General features: G+C 68.7%; 22 protein-coding genes and 2 pseudogenes. 16 read left to right on the plus strand and 8 right to left on the minus strand.

Translation table 11 applies throughout. From position 1 onward, the window contains the following. Nucleotides 1-3: 3 nt before the first annotated feature. Nucleotides 4-852: pseudogene (locus G6N56_RS27250) on the minus strand (NAD(P)(+) transhydrogenase (Re/Si-specific) subunit alpha); the annotation flags it as partial. A 180-nt stretch (nt 853-1032) separates the two neighbouring features. Here G6N56_RS27250 and G6N56_RS27255 point away from each other — a divergent pair. From G6N56_RS27255 to G6N56_RS27265, 3 genes are all read left to right on the plus strand, one after another. Further along, nucleotides 1033-2058 (plus strand): 2-dehydropantoate 2-reductase, encoded by a 1026-nt coding sequence (locus G6N56_RS27255; RefSeq protein ID WP_085256402.1) that lies wholly within the window; start codon nt 1033-1035, stop codon nt 2056-2058. Between the two features lie 31 nt (nt 2059-2089). Next, nucleotides 2090-3331, plus strand: coding sequence for a pyruvate kinase (pyk, locus tag G6N56_RS27260; RefSeq protein WP_085256401.1), 1242 nt, complete (start codon nt 2090-2092; stop codon nt 3329-3331). A gap of 81 nt (nt 3332-3412) precedes the next feature. Beyond that, a complete protein-coding gene (locus G6N56_RS27265) occupies nt 3413-4342 on the plus strand; it encodes a histone deacetylase family protein (RefSeq protein WP_085256400.1) in 930 nt (309 codons plus the stop codon). A 15-nt stretch (nt 4343-4357) separates the two neighbouring features. On the opposite strand, the gene G6N56_RS27270 is transcribed toward G6N56_RS27265, so the two are convergent. Further along, complete coding sequence (locus tag G6N56_RS27270) at nt 4358-4735, minus strand: hypothetical protein (protein ID WP_085256399.1); 378 nt, start codon at nt 4733-4735, stop codon at nt 4358-4360. Nucleotides 4736-5107: 372 nt separating this feature from the next. Then, a pseudogene (locus G6N56_RS27275) lies at nt 5108-5284 on the minus strand (PPE domain-containing protein); the annotation flags it as partial. A gap of 189 nt (nt 5285-5473) precedes the next feature. Between G6N56_RS27275 and G6N56_RS27280 the strand changes: the two are divergent. Continuing rightward, complete coding sequence (locus tag G6N56_RS27280) at nt 5474-5746, plus strand: DUF2277 domain-containing protein (RefSeq protein ID WP_085256397.1); 273 nt, start codon at nt 5474-5476, stop codon at nt 5744-5746. Then, nucleotides 5743-6303: a DUF1802 family protein gene (locus G6N56_RS27285; RefSeq protein WP_085256396.1), complete on the plus strand. Its 561-nt coding sequence runs from the start codon at nt 5743-5745 to the stop codon at nt 6301-6303. The genes G6N56_RS27280 and G6N56_RS27285 overlap by 4 nt, the downstream gene beginning before the upstream one ends. Here the strand turns inward: G6N56_RS27285 and G6N56_RS27290 are convergent. After that, a complete protein-coding gene (locus tag G6N56_RS27290; protein ID WP_085256395.1) occupies nt 6262-7965 on the minus strand; it encodes a CocE/NonD family hydrolase in 1704 nt (567 codons plus the stop codon). The two genes, G6N56_RS27285 and G6N56_RS27290, sit on opposite strands and share 42 nt — an antisense overlap. Before the next feature lie 27 nt (nt 7966-7992). Then, on the minus strand, nt 7993-8577 hold the full coding sequence (locus G6N56_RS27295; RefSeq protein WP_085256425.1) for a DUF3558 domain-containing protein: 585 nt from the start codon (nt 8575-8577) through the stop codon (nt 7993-7995). Nucleotides 8578-8749: 172 nt separating this feature from the next. Between G6N56_RS27295 and G6N56_RS27300 the strand changes: the two genes are divergently transcribed. From G6N56_RS27300 to truB, 3 genes are read left to right on the plus strand one after another with little or no spacing between them, the layout of a single operon-like run. Beyond that, nucleotides 8750-9715, plus strand: coding sequence for an ACP phosphodiesterase PptH (locus G6N56_RS27300; RefSeq protein WP_085256424.1), 966 nt, complete (start codon nt 8750-8752; stop codon nt 9713-9715). Further along, entirely contained in the window at nt 9712-10410 is a 699-nt protein-coding gene (gene pptT / locus G6N56_RS27305) for a 4'-phosphopantetheinyl transferase PptT (RefSeq protein ID WP_085256394.1), read from the plus strand. The genes G6N56_RS27300 and pptT overlap by 4 nt, the downstream gene beginning before the upstream one ends. Next, nucleotides 10407-11327, plus strand: a complete 921-nt coding sequence (gene truB, locus G6N56_RS27310) for a tRNA pseudouridine(55) synthase TruB (RefSeq protein WP_085256393.1) — start codon at nt 10407-10409, stop codon at nt 11325-11327. The genes pptT and truB overlap by 4 nt, the downstream gene beginning before the upstream one ends. 160 nt (nt 11328-11487) lie before the next feature. Here truB and G6N56_RS27315 read toward each other — a convergent pair whose 3' ends face one another. Continuing rightward, nucleotides 11488-12288: an SHOCT domain-containing protein gene (locus tag G6N56_RS27315; RefSeq protein WP_085256392.1), complete on the minus strand. Its 801-nt coding sequence runs from the start codon at nt 12286-12288 to the stop codon at nt 11488-11490. 165 nt (nt 12289-12453) lie between these two features. Here G6N56_RS27315 and G6N56_RS27320 point away from each other — a divergent pair, with 165 nt between their 5' ends. Further along, entirely contained in the window at nt 12454-13644 is a 1191-nt protein-coding gene (locus G6N56_RS27320) for a lipid-transfer protein (protein WP_085256391.1), read from the plus strand. A 7-nt stretch (nt 13645-13651) separates the two neighbouring features. Further along, complete coding sequence (locus G6N56_RS27325) at nt 13652-14884, plus strand: acyl-CoA dehydrogenase family protein (protein ID WP_085256390.1); 1233 nt, start codon at nt 13652-13654, stop codon at nt 14882-14884. A 186-nt stretch (nt 14885-15070) separates the two neighbouring features. On the opposite strand, the gene mntR is transcribed toward G6N56_RS27325, so the two are convergent. After that, nucleotides 15071-15775 (minus strand): manganese-binding transcriptional regulator MntR, encoded by a 705-nt coding sequence (mntR, locus tag G6N56_RS27330; RefSeq protein WP_085256389.1) that lies wholly within the window; start codon nt 15773-15775, stop codon nt 15071-15073. 151 nt (nt 15776-15926) lie between these two features. On the opposite strand from mntR, the gene G6N56_RS27335 reads away from it, so the two are divergent. From G6N56_RS27335 to G6N56_RS27355, 5 genes are all read left to right on the plus strand, one after another. Then, nucleotides 15927-16901, plus strand: coding sequence for a bifunctional riboflavin kinase/FAD synthetase (locus G6N56_RS27335; RefSeq protein WP_085256388.1), 975 nt, complete (start codon nt 15927-15929; stop codon nt 16899-16901). 154 nt (nt 16902-17055) lie between these two features. After that, nucleotides 17056-17325, plus strand: coding sequence for a 30S ribosomal protein S15 (rpsO, locus tag G6N56_RS27340; protein ID WP_085256423.1), 270 nt, complete (start codon nt 17056-17058; stop codon nt 17323-17325). A gap of 363 nt (nt 17326-17688) precedes the next feature. Further along, entirely contained in the window at nt 17689-19962 is a 2274-nt protein-coding gene (locus tag G6N56_RS27345) for a polyribonucleotide nucleotidyltransferase (protein WP_163645180.1), read from the plus strand. Continuing rightward, nucleotides 19940-21322: a M16 family metallopeptidase gene (locus G6N56_RS27350; protein ID WP_085256386.1), complete on the plus strand. Its 1383-nt coding sequence runs from the start codon at nt 19940-19942 to the stop codon at nt 21320-21322. Before G6N56_RS27345 ends, G6N56_RS27350 begins: the two co-directional genes overlap by 23 nt. Nucleotides 21323-21326: 4 nt before the next feature. Beyond that, on the plus strand, nt 21327-22349 hold the full coding sequence (locus G6N56_RS27355; protein WP_085256385.1) for a nitronate monooxygenase: 1023 nt from the start codon (nt 21327-21329) through the stop codon (nt 22347-22349). 13 nt (nt 22350-22362) lie between these two features. Here G6N56_RS27355 and ald read toward each other — a convergent pair whose 3' ends face one another. After that, a complete protein-coding gene (gene ald / locus G6N56_RS27360; protein WP_085256384.1) occupies nt 22363-23478 on the minus strand; it encodes an alanine dehydrogenase in 1116 nt (371 codons plus the stop codon). A 112-nt stretch (nt 23479-23590) separates the two neighbouring features. Between ald and G6N56_RS27365 the strand changes: the two genes are divergently transcribed. Beyond that, complete coding sequence (locus G6N56_RS27365; protein WP_085256383.1) at nt 23591-24052, plus strand: SRPBCC family protein; 462 nt, start codon at nt 23591-23593, stop codon at nt 24050-24052. Nucleotides 24053-24057 lie beyond the last annotated feature (5 nt).

Here is a 24057-nt window from a genome sequence, read left to right on the forward strand (position 1 = left end):
GTGATCGCCGGCGAGGTCGATGACGACGCTGCCGCGGCGCATGCGGCTCACGGCATCTGCGGTGACCAGGGTCGGCGCGGGGCGCCCGGGCACGAGAGCGGTCGTGATGACGACGTCGTGACCCGGAATCGCCTCGGTCAAACGACGCTGCTGCTCGGCCTGTTCCGCCGGTGTCAGAGCCCGCGCGTACCCGCCTTCACCGGCCGCCGTGACACCGAGTTCGAGCCACTTGGCGCCTAAAGAGCGGACTTGCTCGGCAACTTCGGGCCGCACGTCGAATCCGGTGGTACGGGCGCCCAGTCGCTTTGCGGTGGCCAGCGCCTTGAGCCCGGCAACACCGACGCCGAGCACCAATACCGATGCGGGCTTCACGGTTCCGGCGGCCGTGGTCATCATCGGAAAGAATCGGGTCGAGCACTCCGCGGCGCACAGCACCGCCTTGTCGCCGGCGACATTGGCCTGGGAGGAGAGTGCGTCCATCGTCTGGGCCCGGGATATCCGGGGCACCGACTCCATCGCGAAGCCGGTGACGCCGGCGTCACGGAGCCGCTCACCGACCTCGGGCCGGGTACGCGGGGCGAGAAAGCCGATCAGGCGGGCGCCCGCCTTCATCCGGCTGATCTCCGTTTCGGTCGGCGGGTTGACCTTGACCACGACGTCGGCCGGCCAGGGATCGCCGATGACGGCTCCGGCGCTTTGATGGTCCTCGTCGCGGATCAAAGCTCCCCGTCCGGCGCCTGCCTCGACGGTGAGATGGTGGCCCGCGGCGCGTAGGCGTTCGACAATGCCGGGCACCAGGGCGACTCGCCTTTCGCCGGCGGCGATTTCGCGAGGCACGCCGATCGCAGACATATCCCCCATCCCTGTATCGGGGCCGGAAAACACGCTTGACGCGGTCCGGCTTCGGTGACAGCCTCGGCGAGGCACGAGGTGCGGTGGCTACGATATACAGATCGCATACTGTATGCAATACTAGCCGCGACCCCGCATCCGGGCAAATCAGTGCACACGTGACGCGAGAGGAAGTATTTGATGAGGATTGCAGTCGTTGGTGCAGGGGCCATCGGCGCCTATTGGGGGGCGGCGCTGCACCGTGGGGGTGCCGAGGTCCACCTGATCGCCCGGAACGACAATCTGCGCGCGATCAGGGAGAACGGGGTCCGGGTGCTCAGCCCCCGCGGTGACTTCGTGGCGCGTCCCAACGCGACCGACTCACCGGCCGAGGTCGGGCCGGTCGACTACATCTTCTTGGGTCTCAAGGAACACGGCTATCCCACCTGCGGTCCGCTGATCGGCCCCCTGCTTGGTCCGGACACCGCGATTGTGGCCGCGCAGAACGGGATTCCGTGGTGGTACTTCCACAAGCTCTCGGGCCCGTACGAAGGCCACCGGATAGAGACCGTCGATCCCGGTGGCATCACCAGCGCCGTCCTGCCTCCCGAGCGCGCCATCGGTTGCGTGGTGTATCCGGCGACGGTCCTTCAGGCCCCCGGCGTGGTCCGCCACCTCGAGGGCACCCGCTTCTCCATCGGCGAGCCGTCGGGAGAGCTCTCCTGGCGGTGTAAGGCGTTGAGCGAAGCCATGATCGCCGGTGGACTGAAGTGCCCGGTGGAAGCCGATCTGCGCGACGACATCTGGATCAAGCTGATGGGCAACGTGGCGTTCAACCCGCTCAGCGCGCTGACCAGAGCGACCATGGTGCAGATGTGCCAGGACGTGAACACCCGGCGCGTCGTCACGCAGCTGATGGAGGAGACCCTCGACATCGCCGCCAGGCTGGGCAGCACCCCGGACATTTCGATCGAGAAGCGTCTGCGCGGCGCCGAGAAGGTGGGTCATCACAAGACGTCGATGCTCCAAGATCTCGAGGCGGGCAAGGAGCTCGAACTCGATGCGATCGTCTCCGCCGTGGTGGAGCTCGCCGACCTGACCGGCGCCGTCGCGTCGACCCTTCGCACGATCCACGCGGCCACCGCCCTCCTTGCTCATACCAGTGGAGTGGCCCCCTCGCGCCGTGGCGCGATATCGCTACCACAACCTCAAGCCGCCTTGCGCTGAAGGACGGATGTCAAGGGAAAGGACGCCTGGGATGCGCACCACGAAAATCGTCTGCACGCTGGGACCCGCCACCGCGACGGCTCCACGTCTGACCGAACTCATTGACGCCGGAATGGATGTCGCGCGTCTGAATTTCAGTCACGGCACCCACGCGGAACACCTTGCGTTCTACGACCTGGTGCGGCAGATCGCCGGTCGACGCCGACGGTCCGTGCAAGTGCTTGCCGACCTACAGGGGCCGAAGATCCGGCTGGGGCGGTTCGCGAACGGGCCGGTCGTCTGGAGCACCGGGGAGAAGGTCGCAATAACGACCGACGCGTGCCCCGGTGACCACGATCGGGTGTCGACCACCTACGGTGGCCTGGCATCCGATGTGAAAGCCGGCGATCGACTGCTCGTCGACGACGGCAGGATCGACTTGGCGGTAGTGGAGGTTCGCGGCGCCGACATCGGCTGCGAGGTGATCCATGGCGGGCCGGTCAGCGACAACAAGGGCATTTCGCTACCTGGCGTCGCCGTCAGCGCGCCGACATTGTCCGACAAGGACGTCGAGGACCTGAAGTTTGCCCTGCAGCTGGGGGTGGACATGGTCGCGATGTCGTTCGTGCGCGCACCCGAAGAGGCCGGCCTGGCTCACGCGATCATGAGTGAGGTCGGTCGGCGGGTGCCCGTCATCGTCAAATTGGAGAAGCCCGAAGCCGTTTCGTGCCTGCCCGCGATCGTCGCGGCCTTCGACGGGCTGATGGTGGCCCGAGGGGATCTCGGCGTCGAGATGCCGCTGGAACAGATACCGCTCGTCCAGAAGCGGGTCATCAGGCTGTGCCGCGATGCCGGCAAGCCGGTCATCGTTGCCACTCACATGCTTGACTCCATGGTGACCGATCGGCGTCCGACGCGGGCTGAGGTCTCCGACGTGGCCAACGCGGTGCTCGACGGTGCCGATGCGGTGATGCTGTCGGCCGAGACCAGTGTGGGAGCCTATCCGGCGCATGCCGTCACCACGATGGCGCGCATCGTCGAGGAAGCGGAGGCCGCGATCCACCGCGGAGAACCCCCATACTGGACCGGCAGGACTGCCCGTCACCGCGACTTTCTCAGCGGCGCCGTGCTGGCAACCGCCCGGCTGGTGCGGCGTCGGCTGCGGGCGGTCGTGGTGCGCTACGCCATTGCGGGCGGCGCTGCGGCATTCAGTCTGTCGACCGACCGGCGGTCGCGGTCGGGCCGTCGTCGCCGAGCGTCCTGCGCAGTTCTCGGCAACGGGAGTAGCATCTGATGCATACAGTATTCATGGGACCGCTCCCGCTGTCTCGCTAGTTTGCGAACGTGGTTCCCGACGTGAAAGAGGCGTGTCGCAGTGGCCACCCTGCTGGTGCACCATCCGAGTTTTGCCGAACACAGGACTGCTCCGGGGCACCCGGAGCGGCCCGATCGGTACCGCGTGGTGGCGGCCGCGCTCGCGCAGCCGCCGTTCGACACACTTGCGCGCGAACGAGCTGAGCTTGCCCACCTGGCCACCACCCGCTACGTCCATTCGAACCGTTACGTCGACGAACTCGAAGCCGCGCGCCCGGCGGAAGGGTACGTGTACCTGGATGGCGGCGACACGATGATGGAACCGTCGACGTGGGAAGTGGTCCTGCGCGGGGTTGGCGGCACGCTGCAGGCTATCGACCGGGTGGTGGCCGGTCAGGTCCAGAACGCATTCGTGGCGTGCCGGCCGCCGGGGCATCACGCCGAGACGGAGCGGGCCATGGGTTTCTGCCTGTTCAACAACATCGCCATCGGCGCCCGCCACGCGCAGAAGGAGCACGGGATCACCCGAGTCGCGATCGTTGATTTCGACGTGCACCACGGGAATGGCACGCAGGAAGTCTTCTACTCCGACCGCGATGTGCTTTACGCGTCGACCCATCAGCGGCCGCTCTTTCCCGGCACGGGCGCCGTGGAGGAGACGGGGGTGGGCAACGTCTTCAACGCGCCGCTCAGGGCGGGCGACGCCGGGGCCGAACTACGCGAAGCCTTCGAACAACGCATCCTGCCGGCACTGGACGCATTCTCTCCGGAACTGATTCTCGTCTCCGCCGGGTTCGATGCGCACGAGCGTGACCCGCTCGGCTCGTTGATGATGACCGCGCACGACTTCGGCTGGGTTACCCGCGCGTTGCTGGACGCGGCCGAAAAGCATTGCGACGGGCGGCTAGTGGCGGTTCTGGAAGGCGGTTACGACCTTCGGGGGCTGGCGGATTCGGTTGTCGCTCACGTCGGCGAGTTGGTCAAAGGCTAGCGGGGCGGCGGACCGTCACGCGACGGTGGGCGACCTGAGTTCAGCCCGCACCACGCGCCCGGCGCCGGGCAGGGAGAGGCGGGCCTGGCTCAGCCTCAGAAACCGCCCGTCGACCGCGTACTGGCCGATGGCGTAGACCTCCACGTGCTCATCCGGACCGTCAATTGGGTTGAGCTCAAGCATGAGTCGGGTGGCGTAGCGATTCCAGAAGCGGAATTCTTCCAGTGTGGACACCTCACCGCATGCCACGGCCGTTCGCGCTATCCCGGCGAGTCCGGCGAACTCGTCCCGCGAATAGGCCCTGCCATTGTCCCGATGCTGGTAGTCCTCGGCGAAGAAGTCATCCATAACTTCGTTTACGGGGCGGTGTTTGCAGAACAGCAACTCGCGCAACGCCTCAGCAAATGATGGTCTGATCAACACGTCTCCTCCGGTCACCGACCCGGATCGAGCGCCCCCCGGAACACGACGCCTCGGCCGGTGACTGCCCAATCTACCTGTTACCGGGAGCCGTCAGGTACCTCTGCTCTATGACGAATCATGAATCAGTTCATAACCTATTTGGATGGCGCCCACGTTGACTTACCCGCCGGCGTCGTGCGAGCGCGCGGGGTCAACCACCCACCGGTGAGGGCGGGATCAGCGAGGGCCGCACGCCGACCCGGTCCCTGCAGTGTCGCTGCGGCCGAGCTCAGCGCCTTCGCGGGCCGAATTGGCCGCATAACCGTACATGGCCGTAGGCGGCCGTCATCGCCGCCGCCGCAGGCCCCGCCACGATTCGCCTACCAATTCGGCGACCACCGATTCGCATCCGCTGGCCGCGGTGTTCATCTCGGCGGCCAATTGCTCCCAGTGTGCCGAGGCGGCCAACATGGTCGCGGGCCCTGGGCCCGAGTACATTCGGCCGGAATTTACCTCGGGTGGCAGCGCCCCGAAATCCATTTTTCCTCGTCTCGCCTGCTGGTGCCGTGCGTCGCGGATGGGGAGTGCCGATGGACCGCTAGGAAATCTCGCGACTGTATACAATATTCAGATGCCTCAAATGGTCCCAATGGCTCTGTCCGGACACATATGAAACTCATATTTCTTCCCGGGGCGTACCAGAGGCCGCAGCACGCTTATCGTTGAGGCATGTGCCGGAACATCACCGAGCTGCGCGGTCTCCAGCCGCCCGCCACGCCCGAGGAGATCGCTGCGGCGGCGCGCCAGTACGTCCGTAAGGTCAGCGGGATCAGCCACCCGTCGGCGGCCAGCGCCGAGGCGTTCGAGGTTGCCGTCGCCGACGTGACGGCGACGACCACCCGCCTGCTGGCGGCCCTCGCCCCGCGCCGTCAGCCGCCGAAGACGGTCCCGCCGTTGCGCCGCCCCGAGGTGGTCGCCCGGCTCGCGCGCGGCGCCAAATGACGCTCACCGCAACGGCGCCCGCGCTCAAGGAGTGGAGCGCCGTCGTGCGTGCGCTGCTCGACGGCCGGCAGCGGGTGCTGCTGCGCAAGGGCGGCATCGGGGAGAAGCGGTTCGAAGTGGCCGCGAACGAGTTCCTGCTGTTCCCGACCGTCGCGCACAGCCACGCCGAGCGCGTCCGGCCCGAGCACCGCGAGCTGCTCGACCCGGCGTCCGCCGACTGCACCGACGATCACCTGGTGGTGCGGGCAGCCGCGAAAGTCGTTGCGGCGCTTCCCGTCGACCGGCCCGAGGGGCTCGAGGCGATCGCGGACCTGCACATCTGGACGCCCGAGTCGGTGCGCGCGGACCGGCTCGACTTCCGGCCCAAGCACAAGCTGGCCGTGCTGGTGGTGTCGGCGATGCCGCTCCTCGAGCCGGTGCACCTGCCCCGCGAACCGGAGTACGGGGGCTGCAAGAGCTGGGTCCAGCTGCCGGTGCGGCCGGCGCTGGGGGAGCCGGTGCACGACGAGGCGACGCTAGCGGAGGTCGCCGCCCGGGTCCGCGACGCGGTCGGTTGACAGGTCGGCGGGGCCCACGGGGAGCAGCAGCCGGGATCGGCCGTAGCTCACGGTGTGGGTGGCCGGCTTGGACTGCCGGCCGGTCAGGACCGGCTCGCCGGTGCCGAGGTTGCGCGCGTAGCGGGGAAACCAGCTGCCGGCGATCAGCAGGCGGATGCGCGATCCGGCGCGGAAGCGGTGGGCGATGGCGTCGAGCTCCAGCCGCACGGTCCCGGTCGCGCCGGCGAGCCGCTGGTAGCCGTCGCTGACGTTGCGCGACCGGCCCTTGCTTCCGACCTCGCTGACGCGGACGAACAGGTCGACGTGGGGATTGTCGGAACCATGGGCCAGTTCGACGACCGGGCTGCCGTACACGCACAGATCTCGGGTCAGGGTCGCGCTGGTGAACGCCAGTACGTCGTCGCGCGAGGCGAGCCGGCTGTCGTCGCGGTAACCGCTGTTCGTGGACAGCAACGGGCCGCCCACGGTGGGGGTGGGGTCGGCGGGGTCGTAGCGAAAGGTGGCCGGTGCCACGCCCTTCAACGCGGTCGGCGGGGTCTCGTCCAGATACCGTCCGGGTCGCAGGTACAGCGCGTGCTCGGTGGTGACGGGCGGCCAGTCGGCCACGGTGCGCCATCCCTGGCCGGTGACGTACACACGGACCCGGCCGGGCCGGCGCAACGGCGCTTCGCAAAGGTGCGCGTCGAGCCAATCCAGTGATTCGCGGGCGCTGGTGCCCAACCCCTTGGTGAGCAGCTGGGTGTGCGTCCAGGGACCGATGGTGAGTGCGACGTCGACACCGCGGCCGCGCAGATGCGCGTACTGCTGCAGGGTCTGCCCCAGAAAGAGGTCCTGCCAGCCGCCCACCAGCAGGACGGGCACCCGCACGCGGTCCAGGGCGTCGTTGAACCGCAACGCATCCCAGAACGGATCACTGGTGTCGGGGTGCTCGAGCCAAGATTCGAACCATGGTGCGCCGTGCCCGAGCAATGCCCGCGCGGCGTCGCCCAGCGGCAGCTCCCGGGCGGCCCGCGAGACGGCGCGGCGCGACTGCAACTGGCGCAGCGCGACGCGGAACCGCACGGGGTCCTCCTGGTGGGCCACCATGTCGCTCCAGCCTAAGAAGTCGTTGACGGTGAACGCGCCTGTGCCCCAGGTCGAGGCGCTGAAGTCGTGCGGCCCGGCGGTGATGACGGCCGCGGCCAGCTCCGGCGGCGGATCGCTGAGCAACGCCCACTGCGTGAAGCCGAGATACGACACCCCGACCGTCGCGAACCGCCCGGTGAACCAGGTTTGCTTGCGGAGCCAGACCACGGTGTCGGCGGCGTCGGCGGCCTCGTGGACCATGGGCTCGAAGGTCCCGCCGGACCCGAAGGTGCCCCGCACGCTCTGCAGCACGACGTGGTAGCCGCGGGCCGCGTACAGCCGGGCGAACACCAACGAGAACGGGAACGCGCGACCATAGGGTCCCCGAACCAGCACCGTCCCGGCCGGGGTGGGGGTGAGCGGCGCGTAGTGGTCTGCCACCAGGTGGATCCCGTCACGCATCGGCACGTGCACGCGGTGGACGGTGTAATCGGAGGTGGCCGGCGGCAGCCCCAGCAGCCGGCCCAGGGTCTTGCCGCCGAACTGCTTCACCGAACTCATCTCCGGCACCGCGGGCCGGGCTGACGTCGTACTCACGGAGCCCAGGTTAGGACGGCGCCGCCCCTAGAACTTGTAGTAGGGCGCGAGGTCGTTGGCTCGCTGCAGGTTGGTGGACATGCAATCGACCTCGGGGTTGGAGTAAACGGTGGAGAAGAACAGCGCCTGCTGCAGCACCCCGTAGCTGGTCTTGAAGGCGACCATGCACGAATAAAACCAGTAGCTGTTGTGGTAGGTCGGCTTCAACACCCAGTACTGCGCGGCCCGGTGACCCTGGATGGTCGTCTCGACGGCGTCCGCGGGCAGGGTCGCGTCGTAGGTGCGCCAGATGATGGGCTCGACGGCCATCTGGTAGTTGCCCGCGTCCAGGTGGCAGCGCAGCCCGTCCTCGTGCTCGGGCGGCGTGAACGCCAGCCCGAGCCGCTGCAGCGTGTCGAACGAGATGTCCTCGCACGCGTCGAACGGTCGCGGGTCGGTGGTGGCCACGATGGGGCTCTTCATGGTGGTCTCGATCGGTTCGGCGGTCGACCGCAATTCGACGGGCCCGGCCCCATCCGGCGCGGACGCCGCGCCCTGCCAGCCCACGGCCCCCCCGACGACAGCGGTGACCAGCGCGCCCAGCGCCCCGATCACTCGCACTCTGGCGGACATCGACATCTCCCTACCCCACCCGGTCACGCCTTGGCGGTCCCTTGCCGGGAGTGTACAAGTCGCGTGCGCGCCGTCACAGGGAAACCTGAACTTGTTCTAACGAGCGGCCTTCCCCGGACCTCGGTGGGCGCCGAAATCCACCGACCGGCGCGGGTCGATAGTGTGGGTATTCGTGACGGGGCAGGAATCCACCAACGGTGCGCAGCCGACGCTGTGGGCCGTCTCCGACCTGCACACCGGTCACCTCGGCAACAAGCCGATCACCGAGTCGCTGTACCCGTCGTCGCCGGAGGACTGGCTGATCGTCGCCGGCGACGTCGCCGAGCGCACCGACGAGATCCGGTGGGCGCTTGACCTGCTGCGGCGGCGGTTCGCCAAGGTGATTTGGGTGCCGGGCAACCACGAGCTGTGGACCACCACCCGCGACCCGATGCAGATCTTCGGCAAGGCGCGCTACGACTACCTGGTCAACATGTGCGACGAGATGGGCATCGTCACCCCCGAGCATCCCTTCCCGGTGTGGACCGAGCGGGGCGGCCCGGCCACGATCGTGCCGATGTTCCTGCTGTACGACTACAGCTTCTTGCCCAGAGGGGCGGCCAGCAAAGCCGAGGGCCTGACCATCGCGCGGGAGCGCAACGTGGTGGCCACCGACGAGTTCCTGCTCTCCTCCGAGCCGTATCCGACCCGTGAGGCGTGGTGCCGCGAACGGCTGGCCAGCACCCGGGAGCGCCTCGAACAGCTCGACTGGATGACCCCGACCGTCCTGGTGAACCACTTTCCGCTGGTGCGCGAACCCTGTGAGGCCCTGTTCTACCCGGAGTTCTCGCTGTGGTGCGGGACCACGCGGACGGCGGATTGGCACACCCGCTACAACGCGTTGTGTTCGGTCTACGGCCATCTGCACATTCCGCGCACCACCTGGTACGACGACGTGCGCTTCGAGGAGGTGTCGGTGGGCTACCCGCGGGAGTGGCGGCGCCGCAAGCCGTACAGCTGGCTGCGCCAAGTGCTGCCGGATCCGCAGTACCCGGCCGGTTACCTCAACGACTTCGGCGGTCATTTCGAGATCACCGCGGAGATGCGGCTGCAGGCCACCCAGTTCCGTGAACGGCTGCGACAGCGGCAGGGACGATGACGGTGCGCCCGCTCGTCTCGGCGGTGCTGCCCGAGACCCTGCTCAATTCGGCGCCCGACGCTCTGGCCTATTCGGAGCTGTATTCCGACCCGCCCGACCTGGCGCCGCTGCCCGAGGAGGAGCCGTTGGTCGCCAAGTCGGTCGCTAAGCGGCGCAACGAATTCGTCACCGTGCGGCACTGCGCCCGGGTGGCGCTGGGCGAGCTCGGACTGCCGCCCGCCCCGATCCTCAAGGGCGACAAGGGCGAACCGTGCTGGCCGGACGGCGTGGTCGGCAGCCTCACGCACTGCACGGGTTACCGCGGAGCGGTGGTGGGCCGGGCCGCGTCGGTGCGGTCGGTGGGCATCGACGCCGAACCGCACGACGTGCTGCCGAACGGCGTGCTCGACGCGATCACCCTCGACGAGGAACGCCACGAGATTGCCGCGCTGCCCGACGGGCTGCATTGGGACCGGATCCTGTTCTGCGCCAAGGAGGCAACCTACAAGGCCTGGTTCCCGTTGACGAAGCGCTGGCTGGGTTTCGAGGATGCGCACATCGTTTTCGACATCGATCCGGGCGGGCGGGGCACCACCGGCGCGTTCGTGTCGAAGATACTGATCGATCCGGAGGCGTTGTCCGGTCCGCCGCTGACCGCGCTGCGCGGCCGCTGGTCGGTCGACCGCGGGCTGGTACTCACCGCCATCGTCCTATGAGTTCCGCGCCGCCGGGCGCCGGACCGGTCGCCGGACTGGTCGTGGTCGACAAACCGGCCGGCATGACCAGTCACGACGTGGTCGCGCGGTGCCGTCGCATCTTCGGCACCCGCAAGGTGGGCCACGCCGGCACGCTCGACCCGATGGCCACCGGCGTGTTGGTGGTCGGCGTCGAGCGGGCCACCAAGATCCTCGGTTTGCTGACGGCGTCGGCCAAGTCGTATGCCGCCACCATCCGGCTGGGTCAGAGCACGTCCACCGAGGACGCGGAAGGCGAAGTCCTGCAGACCGTTTCGGCCCGGCACTTGACGAGCGAGGACATCGCGGCCGCGGTGGCCGGGCTGCGCGGCGACATCGAGCAGGTGCCGTCGGCGGTGAGCGCCATCAAGATCGGCGGCCGGCGGGCCTATCGGCTGGCGCGCGAGGGTCAGGACGTCGAGCTGAAGGCTCGTCCGGTGCGCATCGACCGGTTCGACGTGCTCGACGTCCGGTCCCACGGCGAGTTGGTCGACGTCGATGTCGAGGTGGACTGTTCGTCCGGAACCTATATTCGCGCGCTGGCCCGCGACGTCGGCGCCGCCCTCGGCGTGGGCGGGCACCTGACCGCCTTGCGGCGCACCCGGGTCGGCCGGTTCGTCCTGGACGAGGCCCGCTCCCTGGAGGAGCTTTCGGAGCGGCCGCGGCTGACCCACACCCTGGACGAGGCGTGCCTGCTGATGTTTCCGCGCCGCGACCTCACGGGCGAGGAGGCCGAGGCCGTTGGCCACGGCCGGCCGCTGTCACCGGCGGGGATCGACGGCATCTATGCCGCCGCCGACGCGGACGGCCGGGTGATCGCACTGCTGCGCGACGAGGGGGCGGGGACCAGGTCGGTGGTGGTGGTCCGCCCGGCGACGATGCGGAACGGGACGTTCTGAGGAGGAGGCGGGCAATTCAGAGTCCGCCCGGCGACGATGCGGAACGGGACGTTCTGAGGAGGAGGCGGGCAATTCAGAGTCCGCCCGGCGACGATGCGGAACGGGACGTTCTGAGGAGGAGGCGGGCAATTCAGAGTCCGCCCGGCGACGCTCTAGCCCGTCACAGCCGGCCGAGCAGGTCGGCCTTCTTCGCGGCGAACTCCTCGTCGGAGAGGATGCCGCGCTCGTGCAACCCGGCGAGCGCCTCGATCGCCGCGACGACGGCCGTGGGATCGCTCGACGCGCCGGACGCGGGCCGCGTCGCCGGCGTCTCCGGCGCGGGTTGGGGTGCCGAGCCCGATTGGTGCTGGAACTGGTGCTGGGGGGTGGGTGCCGCCGTGGGCGTTTCCGGGACCTGCTGCGCGCCGAGCTCACGCAAACCGGCCACGCCGAAGGTGCCGAGCTGGCTGGTGAACATCACCGAGCCGTATCCGCCGCCCTGTTGCTGCTGCACCCCGCCGATCTGGTGCTCACCGGTATCGAAAACCTTTGTCACACCGTCGATCTGGATCGCCAGGCGGCGAGTGGCCGGGAAGAACGCGTACCGCACGTTGTTCTGGGCGCCGGTCGCGCTGGGGACGCCCAGGTCACCCGGCCACCAGGCGGCTTGGGTGAAGGCGGCCGAGGACTGCGCGGCGGACGGGGGAAACACCGTGGTGGTGGCCAGCAGCTGAACCAGCTCGTTGCACAGCGCATCGACGCGAGCCTTGAGCGCGTTGTCGAACATGTCGCCGACCATCGTCATCCCGCCCCGCATCCATTGCCCGGACCCGCCGAGCTCAGGGATGGAGAACTGCGCCATCGTGCCGCCGCCGGCCCGGAGGGCGAACAGCATAGCCAGGACGGCGTCGCGGGAGAGCCCGTGGCGCTGGGCGATGTCGGCGACTGCGCTGGCGGCCTCGGGGGTGACCGTTGCCTGCATGTTGTGGATCTTTCGTCGTCGGGATTGGTTCGAGCCTACGCATGCCGGGGCGGATCAGGCAGGGGACGCTCTGATCGTCCCGGAGAGGGGTTCAACCGTCAGGTCGGCGGGGCTAAGCTGCCGACTAGACGGGTGTCAAGAAACCCACGGTCCGAGAGGCGCGCTATGTCCAGCAAGGTTTACGTCGTCGGTGTCGGGATGACGAAGTTCGAGAAGCCAGGCCGCCGCGAGGGGTGGGACTACCCGGACATGGCGCGGGAATCGGGCACGAATGCCCTGCGGGACGCCGGGATCGACTACCGCGACGTTCAGCAGGGTTACGTCGGCTACGTCGCCGGCGACTCGACATCGGGCCAGCGGGCGCTCTACGAGCTGGGTATGACCGGCATCCCGATCGTCAACGTCAACAACAACTGCTCGACGGGCTCCACGGCGCTCTTCCTCGCGGCCCAGGCCATCCGTGGCGGCATCGTCGACTGCGCCATCGCGCTCGGCTTCGAGAAGATGCAGCCCGGCTCGCTGGGCGGCGGCGCCCAGGACCGCGAGTCGCCGATGGGCCGGCACGTCAAGGCGATGGCCGAGATCGACGAATTCGCGATGCCCGTCGCGCCATGGATGTTCGGCGCCGCCGGCCGCGAGCACATGAGGCAATACGGCACCACCGCGGAGCATTTCGCGAAGATCGGCTACAAGAACCACAAGCACTCGGTCAACAATCCGTACGCGCAGTTCCAGGATTCCTACAGCCTCGACGACATCCTGGCGGCGCGGATGATCTCCGACCCGCTCACCAAGCTGCAGTGCTCGCCCACGTCGGACGGCTCCGGCGCGGCGATCCTGGCCTCCGAAGGCTTCGTCGAAAGCCGCGGGCTGGCCGGCCAGGCGGTCGAGATCGTCGGCCAGGCGATGACGACCGACTTCGCCTCGACCTTCGACGGCAGCGCCAAGAACCTCATCGGCTATGACATGAATGTGCAAGCGGCGCAACGGGTCTACGACCAGTCGGGGCTCGGACCGGAGGACTTCCAGGTCATCGAGCTGCACGACTGCTTCTCGGCCAACGAGCTGTTGCTCTACGAGGCCCTGGGCCTCTGCGCACCGGGCGAGGCGCCCAAGCTGATCGACAACGGCGACACCACCTACGGGGGGCGCTGGGTGGTCAACCCGTCGGGCGGCCTGATCTCCAAGGGCCACCCGCTGGGGGCGACCGGGCTGGCGCAGTGCGCCGAGCTGACCTGGCAGCTGCGCGGCACCGCCGACAAGCGCCAGGTGGAGGGCGTCACCGCCGCGCTGCAGCACAACATCGGGCTGGGCGGCGCCGCCGTCGTCACCGCTTACCAGCGCGCCGAACGCTGACGCCGCGATGTTCGAATGGTCCGACACCGACCTGATGGTGCGGGACTCGGTTCGTCAGTTCGTTGACAGGGAGATCCGACCGCACCTCGACGAGCTGGAAACCGGCGCCCTGTCGCCCTACCCGATCGCCCGGAAGCTGTTCAGCCAATTCGGCCTCGACGCCATGGCCGCCGAGGCGGTCAAGAAGATGCTGGACCGGGAGCGTTCGGGTAACCGCGAAACCGACGGCGACGGGGGCGGTTTCGGTGGCGGTGGCCAGGCGTCGATGATGGCGGTCCTGGTCTCCGAGATCGCCCGCGTCAGCATCGGATTGCTGAGCACCGCGTCGGTCAGCCTCGGGTTGGGCGCGGCGACCATCATGAGCCGCGGCACGCTGGCACAGAAGGAGCGCTGGCTGCCCGACCTGATGACCCTCAAAAAGATTGCGGCATGGGCGATCACCGAGCCGGACTCCGGGTCGGACGCCTTCGGCGGCATGAAGACCACGGTCCGGCGCGACGGTGAGGACTACATTCTCAACGGCCAGAAGACGTTCATCACGAACGGGCCCTGCGCCGACGTGCTGGTGGTGTACGCCAAGCTCGACGACGGTGACCCCTCGGTGGACCGGCGCAACCGACCGGTGCTGATCTTCGTGCTCGACTCCGGCATGCCTGGCCTGACGCAGGGCAAGCCGTTCAAGAAGATGGGCATGATGTCCTCGCCGACGGGCGAGCTGTTCTTCGACAACGTGCGGCTGACCCCCGACCGGCTGCTGGGCGGGAACGAGCGCCACGCCAGCGGGGATGGCAGAGAGAGCGCCCGGGACAACTTCGCCGCCGAACGCATCGGCATCGCGATGATGGCGCTGGGCATCATCGACGAATGCCACCGGCTCTGTGTGGATTACGCCAAGACGCGCACCCTGTGGGGCAAGAACATCGGGCAGTTCCAGCTGATCCAGCTGAAGCTGGCCAAGATGGAGATCGCCCGAATGAATGTGCAGAACATGGTCTTTCAGACGATCGAGCGGCAACGGGCAGGCAAACCGCTCACGCTGGCGGAAGCGTCGGCGATCAAGCTCTATTCGTCCGAGGCCGCGACCGACGTGGCGATGGACGCGGTCCAGCTCTTCGGCGGCAACGGGTACATGACCGAGTATCGCGTCGAACAACTGGCCCGCGACGCGAAGTCATTGATGATCTATGCCGGCAGCAACGAGGTCCAGGTGACCCACATCGCGAAGGGGCTGTTGAGCTAGGAACCCGTTGGCGCCGAGCGTGAACTGAAGGCGAAAAAACGCCCCTCAAAGTCAAGTGGTTAGTGCAACAGGGTGTTCAGGCTGCACGCTCGGCGACGGGGGCGGGGGACGTGAGACGGGCTAGCCCGAATAGCGGCGACCAGCGGCGACCCGCGGCGCCCGGCTTCGCCGCGCTTGCGATCGCCGCTAGCCCACCACCCAGATCGCCCGAGCGGCCGGGCTGCCCAGGTCGACCGTCGCCTCCGCGCCCCCGATCGATTGAATGGCCACCGACATCATCCCGGCGAACTCGCGGCGGGTCAGGACCCGCAGCTTGGAGTCAAGGTTGATGCCCACCTCGGCGAGGTAGCGCAGCATCTCGGGGTCGGCGTCGGAGATTCGCGCCACCGTCGCGCTGTCGCCGTCACCGCACGCCCACAGCTGGCGCGCCGGCGGTGTCGGCACCTGCCCGTCCGAGGCCGGGATCGGGTCACCGTGCGGATCACGCTGGGGGAACCCCAGCTTGGCGTCGATGCGGGCCACCAGCCGGTCCGACACGGCATGCTCGAGCACCTCGGCCTCGTCGTGCACCTCGTCCCACGCATAGCCGAGCTCATTGACCAGAAAGGTCTCCAGCAGCCGGTGGCGGCGGACCATCTCCAGTGCGGCGCGCCGGCCCGCCTCGGTCAACGTCACCGCGCCGTACTTCTCGTGATCGACGAGGCCCTGCTCGGCGAGTTTGCGGATCGACTCCGAGGCCGTGCTGGCCGACACCCCGATCTTCTCGGCCAACATTTTGGTGCTGACTCGCTGCGGGGCCCCGTCCGGGGACCATTCCTGGGCATTCCAGATGACCTTGAGATAGTCCTGGCCGACCGCGGTGAGACCGCCAGGCTCGTCGTCAGCCCTCACAAGCAGAGAGTTTAGGCAATGCAACCTGAACCGGGGCACACTGAGTTCCGTGCGCGCGAGGCGGGCCCCGCTGCAGGCTCAGAGCAGGCCCAATGGGCGTAACGCAGATCGGGCACGCCATGGACGGGCTCGGCATCGTAGGCTTGCGGTCGTGCAGCGGTGGCGCGGCCAAGACGAGATTCCCACGGACTGGGGCCGGTGCGTGCTGACCATCGGAGTGTTCGATGGTGTGCATCGCGGCCACGCCGAACTGATCGCGCACGCGGTGAAGGCGGGTCGCGCCCGCAACGTGCCGAGCGTGCTGATGACGTTCGACCCGCACCCCATGGAAGTGGTCTATCCCGGCAGCCACCCCGCGCAGCTCACGACGCTGACCCGCCGCGCCGAGCTCGTCGAGGAGATGGGCATCGACGTGTTCCTGGTCATGCCGTTCACGAGCGACTTCATGAAGCTCACGCCGGACCGCTACGTCCACGAGCTGCTGGTGGAAAACCTGCACGTCGTCGAGGTCGTGGTGGGGGAGAACTTCACCTTCGGCAAGAAGGCCGCCGGCAACGTCGAGACGCTACGGCGCGCCGGCGAGCGATTCGGCTTCGCGGTGGAGTCGATGTCCCTGCTCTCCGAGCACCACAGCAACGAGACGGTGACGTTCTCGTCCACCTACATCAGGTCCTGCGTGGACGCCGGCGACGTGGTCGCGGCCACGGAGGCGCTCGGCCGCCCGCACCGCGTCGAGGGGGTGGTGGTCCGGGGTTACGGCCGGGGCGCCGAGCTGGGCTTTCCCACCGCGAACGTCGCCCCGCCGATGTACTCCGCCATTCCGGCCGACGGCGTGTACGCGGCATGGTTCACCGTCCTCGGGCACGGTCCCGTGACGGGGACTGTCATCCCGGGGGAGCGCTACCAGTCCGCGGTGTCCGTCGGCACCAACCCGACCTTCTCCGGGCGGACCCGCACGGTTGAGGCCTTCGTCCTGGACAAGACGGCCGACCTGTACGGACAGCACGTCGCGCTCGACTTCGTCGCGCGCATCCGGGGTCAGCACCGGTTCGACTCGGTCAAGGAACTCGTGACCGCGATGGAAAAGGACATCGGGCGCGCGCGGGCGCTGCTGTCCGCGGGCTGACCCGGCGCGATCCGCGTCTGTGCCCCGTCTAAGCCGCGTTTATGCCCGGTGGCCGACCCGCTGCTAGACTGCCCGACGACATCGGCGCGTGCTGTGGTTCGCGGTGGCCGCGCCCGGAATCACTGATCGCGGACCGATTGATGGAGATGTTTTCGTGGCGCTGACTGCCGAGCAGAAAAAGGAAATCCTGGGCACCTACGGCCTGCACGACACCGACACCGGGTCGCCCGAGGCGCAGGTGGCCCTGCTGACCAAGCGGATCGCCGACCTGACCGAGCACCTCAAGGTGCACAAGCACGACCACCACTCGCGGCGGGGTCTCCTGCTGCTCGTGGGTCGCCGCCGGCGGCTGCTCAAGTACGTGTCGCAGGTCGACGTCGCGCGCTACCGCTCGCTCGTCGAGCGGCTGGGGCTGCGCCGCTGACCCGGGCAAAGCTGAGCGCCCCGCTGGCAGGCCAACTCCGCCCGTGTACAGTGGGAGCGTTCTGGGCCGTTTCGGTCCGAGCAAACGGTGCGGTTCGCGCAGACCCGTGCGTGCCGTTCCAGCGTGTCACTATGCAGGTCCGAGGGAGCAGCCAGTCTGCATCGGGCGGTCCTCGGTAGTGGCTGCCGGGCTGCCCGGATCTGGGGCAGGTCGGCCGCTTCGATCGATGGCCGTAGCCGTACGCAGGCTCGCTGTCCGCGAAGCTCTCAGGCCCGTCGGGCCCGGTGAGTCGGTGTGAAGCCCTCTGGTTGCGCGTGACGACGCGAAAAAGCTAAATACCAGAGAGGCTGTACGGACAACGTCATGTCTGTAGCTGAAATTGATGAAGGCGTGTTCGAATCGACCGCCACTATCGACAACGGGAGCTTTGGCACCCGCACCATCCGATTCGAGACCGGCCGGTTGGCCCAGCAGGCCGCCGGTGCCGTCGTCGCCTACCTCGACGACGAGAACATGCTGTTGTCGGCGACCACCGCCAGCAAGAGCCCCAAGGAGCACTTCGACTTCTTCCCGCTGACCATCGACGTCGAGGAGCGGATGTATGCCGCGGGCCGCATCCCCGGTTCGTTCTTTCGCCGTGAGGGCCGGCCGTCCACCGACGCCATCCTGACCTGCCGGCTCATCGACCGCCCGCTGCGGCCGTCGTTCGTCAGTGGGCTGCGCAACGAGATTCAGGTCGTCGTGACGATCCTGAGCCTGAACCCCAACGACCTCTACGACGTGCTGGCCATCAACGCCGCGTCGGCGTCCACCCAGATCTCCGGGCTGCCGTTCTCCGGCCCCGTCGGGGGTGTGCGCGTCGCGCTGATCGACGGCACCTGGGTCGCCTTCCCCACGGTCGAGCAGCTCGAGCGGGCCGTGTTCGACATGGTGGTGGCGGGCCGCATCGTCGGCGAGCATGACGGCACGGCGGACGTCGCCATCATGATGGTCGAGGCCGAAGCCACCGAGAATGTCATCGAGCTCGTCGAGGGGGGCGCGCAGGCGCCGACGGAAAGCGTTGTGGCCGAAGGCCTGGAGGCGGCGAAGCCGTTCATCGCGACCCTGTGCAAGGCTCAGCAGGAGCTGGCCGACAAGGCCGCCAAGCCCACCGGCGACTACCCGGTGTTCCCCGACTACGGCGACGACGTGTACTACTCGGTCGCCTCGGTGGCGACAGACGAACTGGCCCAGGCGTTGACGATTCCGGGCAAGGCCGAGCGCAACGGCCGCACCGAGGAGATCCGGGCCGAAGTCCTGGCGCGGCTTGCCGAGACCTACTCCGGCCGGGAGAAAGAGGTCAGCGCCGCCTTCCGCTCGCTGACCAAGAAGCTGGTCCGCCAGCGCATCCTGACCGACCACTTCCGCATCGACGGCCGCGGCATCACCGACATCCGCGCGCTGTCGGCCGAGGTGGCCGTCGTCCCGCGGGCGCACGGCAGCGCGCTGTTCGAGCGGGGCGAGACCCAGATCCTGGGTGTCACCACGCTGGACATGGTCAAGATGGCCCAGCAGATCGACTCGTTGGGACCGGAGACGTCCAAGCGGTACATGCACCACTACAACTTCCCGCCGTTCTCCACCGGAGAGACCGGCCGGGTCGGCTCGCCCAAGCGGCGCGAGATCGGGCACGGCGCGCTGGCCGAGCGTGCGCTGATCCCGGTGCTGCCCGGCGTCGAGGAATTCCCGTACGCCATCCGCCAGGTGTCCGAGGCGCTGGGCTCCAACGGCTCGACGTCGATGGGTTCCGTGTGCGCCTCCACGCTGGCCCTGCTCAATGCCGGGGTGCCGCTCAAGGCGCCGGTCGCCGGCATCGCGATGGGGTTGGTCTCCGACGACGTCGAGATCGACGGCAAGACCGAGCGGCGTTTCGTGACCCTGACCGACATCCTCGGTGCCGAGGACGCGTTCGGCGACATGGACTTCAAGTGCGCGGGCACCAAGGACTTCGTGACCGCCCTGCAGCTGGACACCAAGCTCGACGGGATTCCGTCGCAGGTGCTCGCGGGCGCGCTGTCCCAGGCCAAGGATGCGCGCCTGACGATCCTCGAGGTAATGGCCGAGGCCATCGACGCGCCCGACGAAATGAGTCCGTACGCTCCGCGGGTGACCACGATCAAGGTCCCGATCGACAAGATCGGCGAGGTCATCGGCCCCAAGGGCAAGGTCATCAACGCCATCACCGAGGAGACCGGCGCGCAGATCTCGATCGAGGACGACGGCACCGTGTTCGTCGGCGCCACCGACGGGCCCTCGGCGCAGGCCGCGATCGACAAGATCAACGCGATCGCCAACCCGCAGCTGCCGACCGTCGGCGAGCGGTTCCTCGGAACCGTGGTCAAGACAACGGATTTCGGCGCGTTCGTGTCGCTGCTGCCGGGTCGCGACGGCTTGGTGCACATCTCCAAGCTCGGCCGAGGCAAGCGGATCGCGAAGGTCGAGGACGTCGTCAACGTCGGCGACAAGCTGCGGGTCGAGATCGCCGACATCGACAAGCGGGGCAAGATCTCCCTGGTCCTCGTGGACGAAGACGCCACCTCGGACAGCACCGCCCCCGCGCCCCCAGCGCCGGCCGATGCCGCGACAGCCAGCAGCTGACGACACCGGAGGGCGTCCGGGTTCGGCGGGCGCCCTGCGGCGGGGTAAACGCGCCCTTGAGGCCACACCGGAACACCGTGCCGCGCTGCGGCGCACCACCCTGCCTGGCGGCCTGCGCGTCGTGACCGAACACCTGCCCGCCGTGCGCTCGGCCTCGGTCGGCGTCTGGGTGGGGGTCGGGTCGCGCGACGAGGGCGCGACCGTGGCCGGAGCGGCGCATTTCCTCGAGCACCTGCTGTTCAAATCCACCCCGACCCGCACGGCCGTGGACATCGCGCAGGCGATGGACGCCGTCGGCGGGGAGCTCAACGCGTTCACCGCCAAGGAACACACCTGCTACTACGCGCACGTGCTCGACAGCGACCTCGCGCTCGCCGTCGACCTCGTCGCCGACGTGGTGCTCAACGGCCGCTGCGCGGCCGAGGATGTCGAGGTCGAACGCGACGTCGTCCTCGAAGAGATCGCCATGCGCGACGACGACCCCGAGGACGCGCTGGGCGACATGTTCCTGGGCGCACTGTTCGGTGACCACCCGGTGGGCCGCCCGGTGATCGGCACCGCGGAATCGGTGTCGGCGATGACGCGGGCCCAGTTGCACTCGTTCCACGTGCGGCGCTACACGCCGGAGCGGATGGTCGTCGCGGTCGCCGGCAACGTCGACCACGACGAGGTGGTCAAGCTGGTGCGCGCGCATTTCGGGCCGCACCTGGTTCGGGGGCGGCAGGCGGTCAGTCCGCGCAAGGGCGCCGGACGGGTCCCGGGCCGCCCCGGACTGGCGCTGGCCAATCGTGACTCCGAACAGGCCCACGTCTCGCTGGGCATTCGCACCCCCGGGCGCACCTGGAAGCATCGCTGGGCCCTGTCGGTGCTACACACCGCGCTGGGCGGCGGGCTGAGTTCGCGGCTGTTCCAGGAGGTGCGCGAGTCCCGGGGCTTGGCCTACTCGATCTACTCCGCAACCGACGTTTTCGCCGACAGTGGCGCGCTGTCGGTGTACGCGGCATGCCTGCCGGAGCGATTCGCCGACGTCATGCGGGTCGCCAGTGACGTCCTCGAATCGGTGGGCCGCGACGGCATCACCGAGGCGGAATGCCGGATCGCCAAGGGGTCGTTGCGCGGCGGGCTCGTCCTCGGGCTGGAGGATTCCAGTTCCCGCATGAGCCGGCTGGGCCGCAACGAGCTCAACTACGGCGCGCAGCGCACCATCGAAGAGACTCTGCGGCGGATCGACGAGGTGACCGTCGACGAGGTGAACGCGGTGGCGCGCCGGCTGCTGGGCCAGCGCTACGGTGCTGCCGTGGTGGGCCCGTATACCACGAAACGATCACTGCCCCAACAACTTAGGGCGATGGTAAATTAGCCCGATGGTACTCGGCTTCTGGGACATCATGGTCCCCATCGTCGGCGCTCCGATGGCCGGCGGGGCGGGCACCCCGGCGCTGGCCGCGGCGGTGTCCAACGCGGGCGGGCTGGGCTTCATCCCCGCCGGGTACGTCAGCGCCGAGCAGTTCGCCGAAGACGTCACGGCCGCGCGGGCCCTGACCACCGGCCCGCTGGGCGTGAACCTGCTGGTGCCCCAGCCCAGCGTGGCGGACTGGGCGGCGCTGGACTACTACGCCGAAGAGCTCGAGGGGGTCGCCGAGCACTACCAGGTCGAGGTGGGCCGGCCCGAGTTCGGGGACGACGACGACTGGGAACGAAAGCTCGAGGTGGTGGCCGACATGCGCCCGGAGCTGGTGTCGTTCACCTTCGGCGTGCCGTCGCCCGATGTCATCGCGCGGCTCGGCGCGCTGGGCCTGCTGGTGATGGTGACGGTGACGTCGGCCTACGAGGCGGGGGTGGCCATCGCCGCCGGCGCGGACAGCCTGGTGGTGCAGGGACCCAACGCCGGCGGCCACCGCGGCACGTTCGCGCCGGACATGGAGCCCGGAACCGAGTCGTTGCACGACCTGATCGACCGCATCCATCGCGCCCATCGCGACGTCCCGCTCATCGCGGCCGGCGGGCTGGGCACCGCCGAGGACGTCGCCGGTGTGCTGCGCCGGGGCGCGGTCGCGGCACAGGTCGGTACCGCGCTGTTGCTCAGCGACGAGGCCAACACCCATCGCGCCCAGCGCACCGCGATGAAGAATCCCCTGCACGGCAAGACCATCGTCTCGCGCGCGTTCTCGGGTCGCTACGCCCGTGGTCTGGAGAACACCTTCACCCGTCTGCTCAACGACGTTGCGCCGCTGGGTTATCCGGAGGTGCACCAGATGACGCTGCCGATACGGGAGGCGGCGGCCCAGTGGGAGGACCCGAACGGGATGGCCCTGTGGGCGGGGACGTCGTTCCAGAAGGCCGAGTCCGGCCCGGCCGGCGACATCGTCGCCAACCTCGGCGGCTGACCGTCACCGACCGTCAGGCCAGCACGCTCGCCCGGTCCGTGAAGGGCAGGTCCAGGTCGGCGGCCACACGTTCGCAGAGCAACGCCCCCGCGTGAGTCGAAAGCCCCTTGGCGAGAGCCGGATCCGTCTGGCACGCCGCCCGCCATCCGTGGTCGGCGATCCTGAGGACGTACGGCATGGTGGCGTTGGTCAGCGCCACCGTGGACGTCTTGGGCACCGCGCTGGGCATGTTGGCCACGCAGTAGAACAGCGTGTCGTGCACCGCGAACGTCGGCTGGTCGTGGGTGGTAGGGCGGGAGTCCTCGAAGCAGCCGCCCTGGTCGATCGAGATGTCGACCAGCACCGCGCCCGTCTTCATTTGCGCGACAAGCGAGTTGGGGACCAGCGTGGGCGCCTTGCCGCCGGGCACCAGCACGGCCCCGATCACCAGGTCGGCGCGGGTGACCGCACCCGACAACTCGTACGCCGATGAATAACGCGTGCCGATGCGTCCCCCGAACTCGGCGTCGAGCACCCGGAGCCTGGCGATGTTGAGGTCGAACACCATGACGGTCGCCCCCATGCCGGAGGCGACGCGGGCCGCGTTGTAGCCGGCCGTGCCGGCGCCGATGACCACGACGTCGGCGCCCTTGACGCCCGGCACCCCGCCCATCAGCACACCGCGGCCGCCCTCGGTCCTCATCAGGTGGTAGGCCCCGACCTGGGCGGCGAGCCGACCGGCGACCTCACTCATCGGCGCCAGCAGCGGCAGGCTGCCGTCGGCGCCCTCGACGGTCTCGTAGGCGATCGACGTTGTCCCCGAGGCCAATAGCGCATCGGTGCACGCGCGGGACGCGGCCAGGTGCAGATAGGTGAACAGGACCTGCCCGCTGCGCAGTAGGCCGTACTCGGGCGGTGTCGGTTCCTTGACCTTGAGCAGCAGGTCGGCGTCGGCCCACACCTGTTCGGCGGTGGCCGCCAGTTCGGCGCCCGCCGCCTTGAATTCCTCGTCGGGGATGGCCGACCCCTCGCCGGCGCCCGCCTGCACGAGCACCTCGTGTCCGCGGTGGATCAGTTCGGCGACACCGGCCGGGGTGATGGCCACCCGGAACTCGTTGTTCTTCGTCTCGGTCGGAACGCCGACGCGCATAGTCGCCCCTTGGCAGTTGAGGTATCCGCTCAAGTGTGAAGAAACCTCGGATGGGCCGCAATCGAACGAGCGGGCCGACCTTCCGCTGGCGTTTGCTGGCTATGATCGGCGGATGTCCGATCCCTGCGTGGCGGCCACCGTCCACATCGACGCCCGTCCCGACGTGGTGTACGAGCTCGTCACCGACCTCCCGACGCTGGCCTCGCTGGCCGAGGAGGCGGTGTCGATGGAGTGGCGCAAGGGCGATGCGGCGTGCCCGGGCGCGGTCTTCACCGGTCACAACAAGAACGGCGCATTGAGCTGGAACACCCGGTGCACCGTGACCGTCGCCGAACCGGGCCGGCGTTTCGGGTTCGACGTGCACTACACCGTCATCCCGGTCGCGCGCTGGCAATACGACATCGAAGACGCCGATGGCGGCTGTCGGGTCACCGAAAGTACCTGGGACCGACGGCCGGGCTGGTTCCGGAAGTTAGCCGGCAGGTCCACAGGCGTTTCGGATCGGGCCGCCGCCAACGCCGAACACATCCGGCTCACCCTGCAGCGGCTGAAGCAGCGCGCCGAGGCCCGGTAGCCGGC

The sequence above is a fragment of the Mycobacterium saskatchewanense genome (assembly GCF_010729105.1).
Classification (GTDB): Bacteria; Actinomycetota; Actinomycetes; order Mycobacteriales; family Mycobacteriaceae; genus Mycobacterium; species Mycobacterium saskatchewanense.

Bases quoted from the DNA above. Each gene is read 5' to 3' on its own strand.
- pyk (WP_085256401.1), top strand. From the start codon at position 2,090: ATGCGCACCACGAAAATCGTCTGCACGCTGGGACCCGCCACCGCGACG.
- truB (WP_085256393.1), top strand. From the start codon at position 10,407: ATGAGTTCCGCGCCGCCGGGCGCCGGACCGGTCGCCGGACTGGTCGTG.
- G6N56_RS27320 (WP_085256391.1), top strand. From the start codon at position 12,454: ATGTCCAGCAAGGTTTACGTCGTCGGTGTCGGGATGACGAAGTTCGAG.
- G6N56_RS27365 (WP_085256383.1), top strand. From the start codon at position 23,591: ATGTCCGATCCCTGCGTGGCGGCCACCGTCCACATCGACGCCCGTCCC.
- G6N56_RS27295 (WP_085256425.1), bottom strand. From the start codon at position 8,577: ATGTCCGCCAGAGTGCGAGTGATCGGGGCGCTGGGCGCGCTGGTCACC.
- G6N56_RS27315 (WP_085256392.1), bottom strand. From the start codon at position 12,288: ATGCAGGCAACGGTCACCCCCGAGGCCGCCAGCGCAGTCGCCGACATC.
- ald (WP_085256384.1), bottom strand. From the start codon at position 23,478: ATGCGCGTCGGCGTTCCGACCGAGACGAAGAACAACGAGTTCCGGGTG.
- G6N56_RS27255 (WP_085256402.1), top strand. From the start codon at position 1,033: ATGAGGATTGCAGTCGTTGGTGCAGGGGCCATCGGCGCCTATTGGGGG.
- G6N56_RS27325 (WP_085256390.1), top strand. From the start codon at position 13,652: ATGTTCGAATGGTCCGACACCGACCTGATGGTGCGGGACTCGGTTCGT.
- G6N56_RS27285 (WP_085256396.1), top strand. From the start codon at position 5,743: ATGACGCTCACCGCAACGGCGCCCGCGCTCAAGGAGTGGAGCGCCGTC.
- G6N56_RS27280 (WP_085256397.1), top strand. From the start codon at position 5,474: ATGTGCCGGAACATCACCGAGCTGCGCGGTCTCCAGCCGCCCGCCACG.
- G6N56_RS27345 (WP_163645180.1), top strand. From the start codon at position 17,689: ATGTCTGTAGCTGAAATTGATGAAGGCGTGTTCGAATCGACCGCCACT.
- G6N56_RS27350 (WP_085256386.1), top strand. From the start codon at position 19,940: ATGCCGCGACAGCCAGCAGCTGACGACACCGGAGGGCGTCCGGGTTCG.
- pptT (WP_085256394.1), top strand. From the start codon at position 9,712: ATGACGGTGCGCCCGCTCGTCTCGGCGGTGCTGCCCGAGACCCTGCTC.
- G6N56_RS27355 (WP_085256385.1), top strand. From the start codon at position 21,327: ATGGTACTCGGCTTCTGGGACATCATGGTCCCCATCGTCGGCGCTCCG.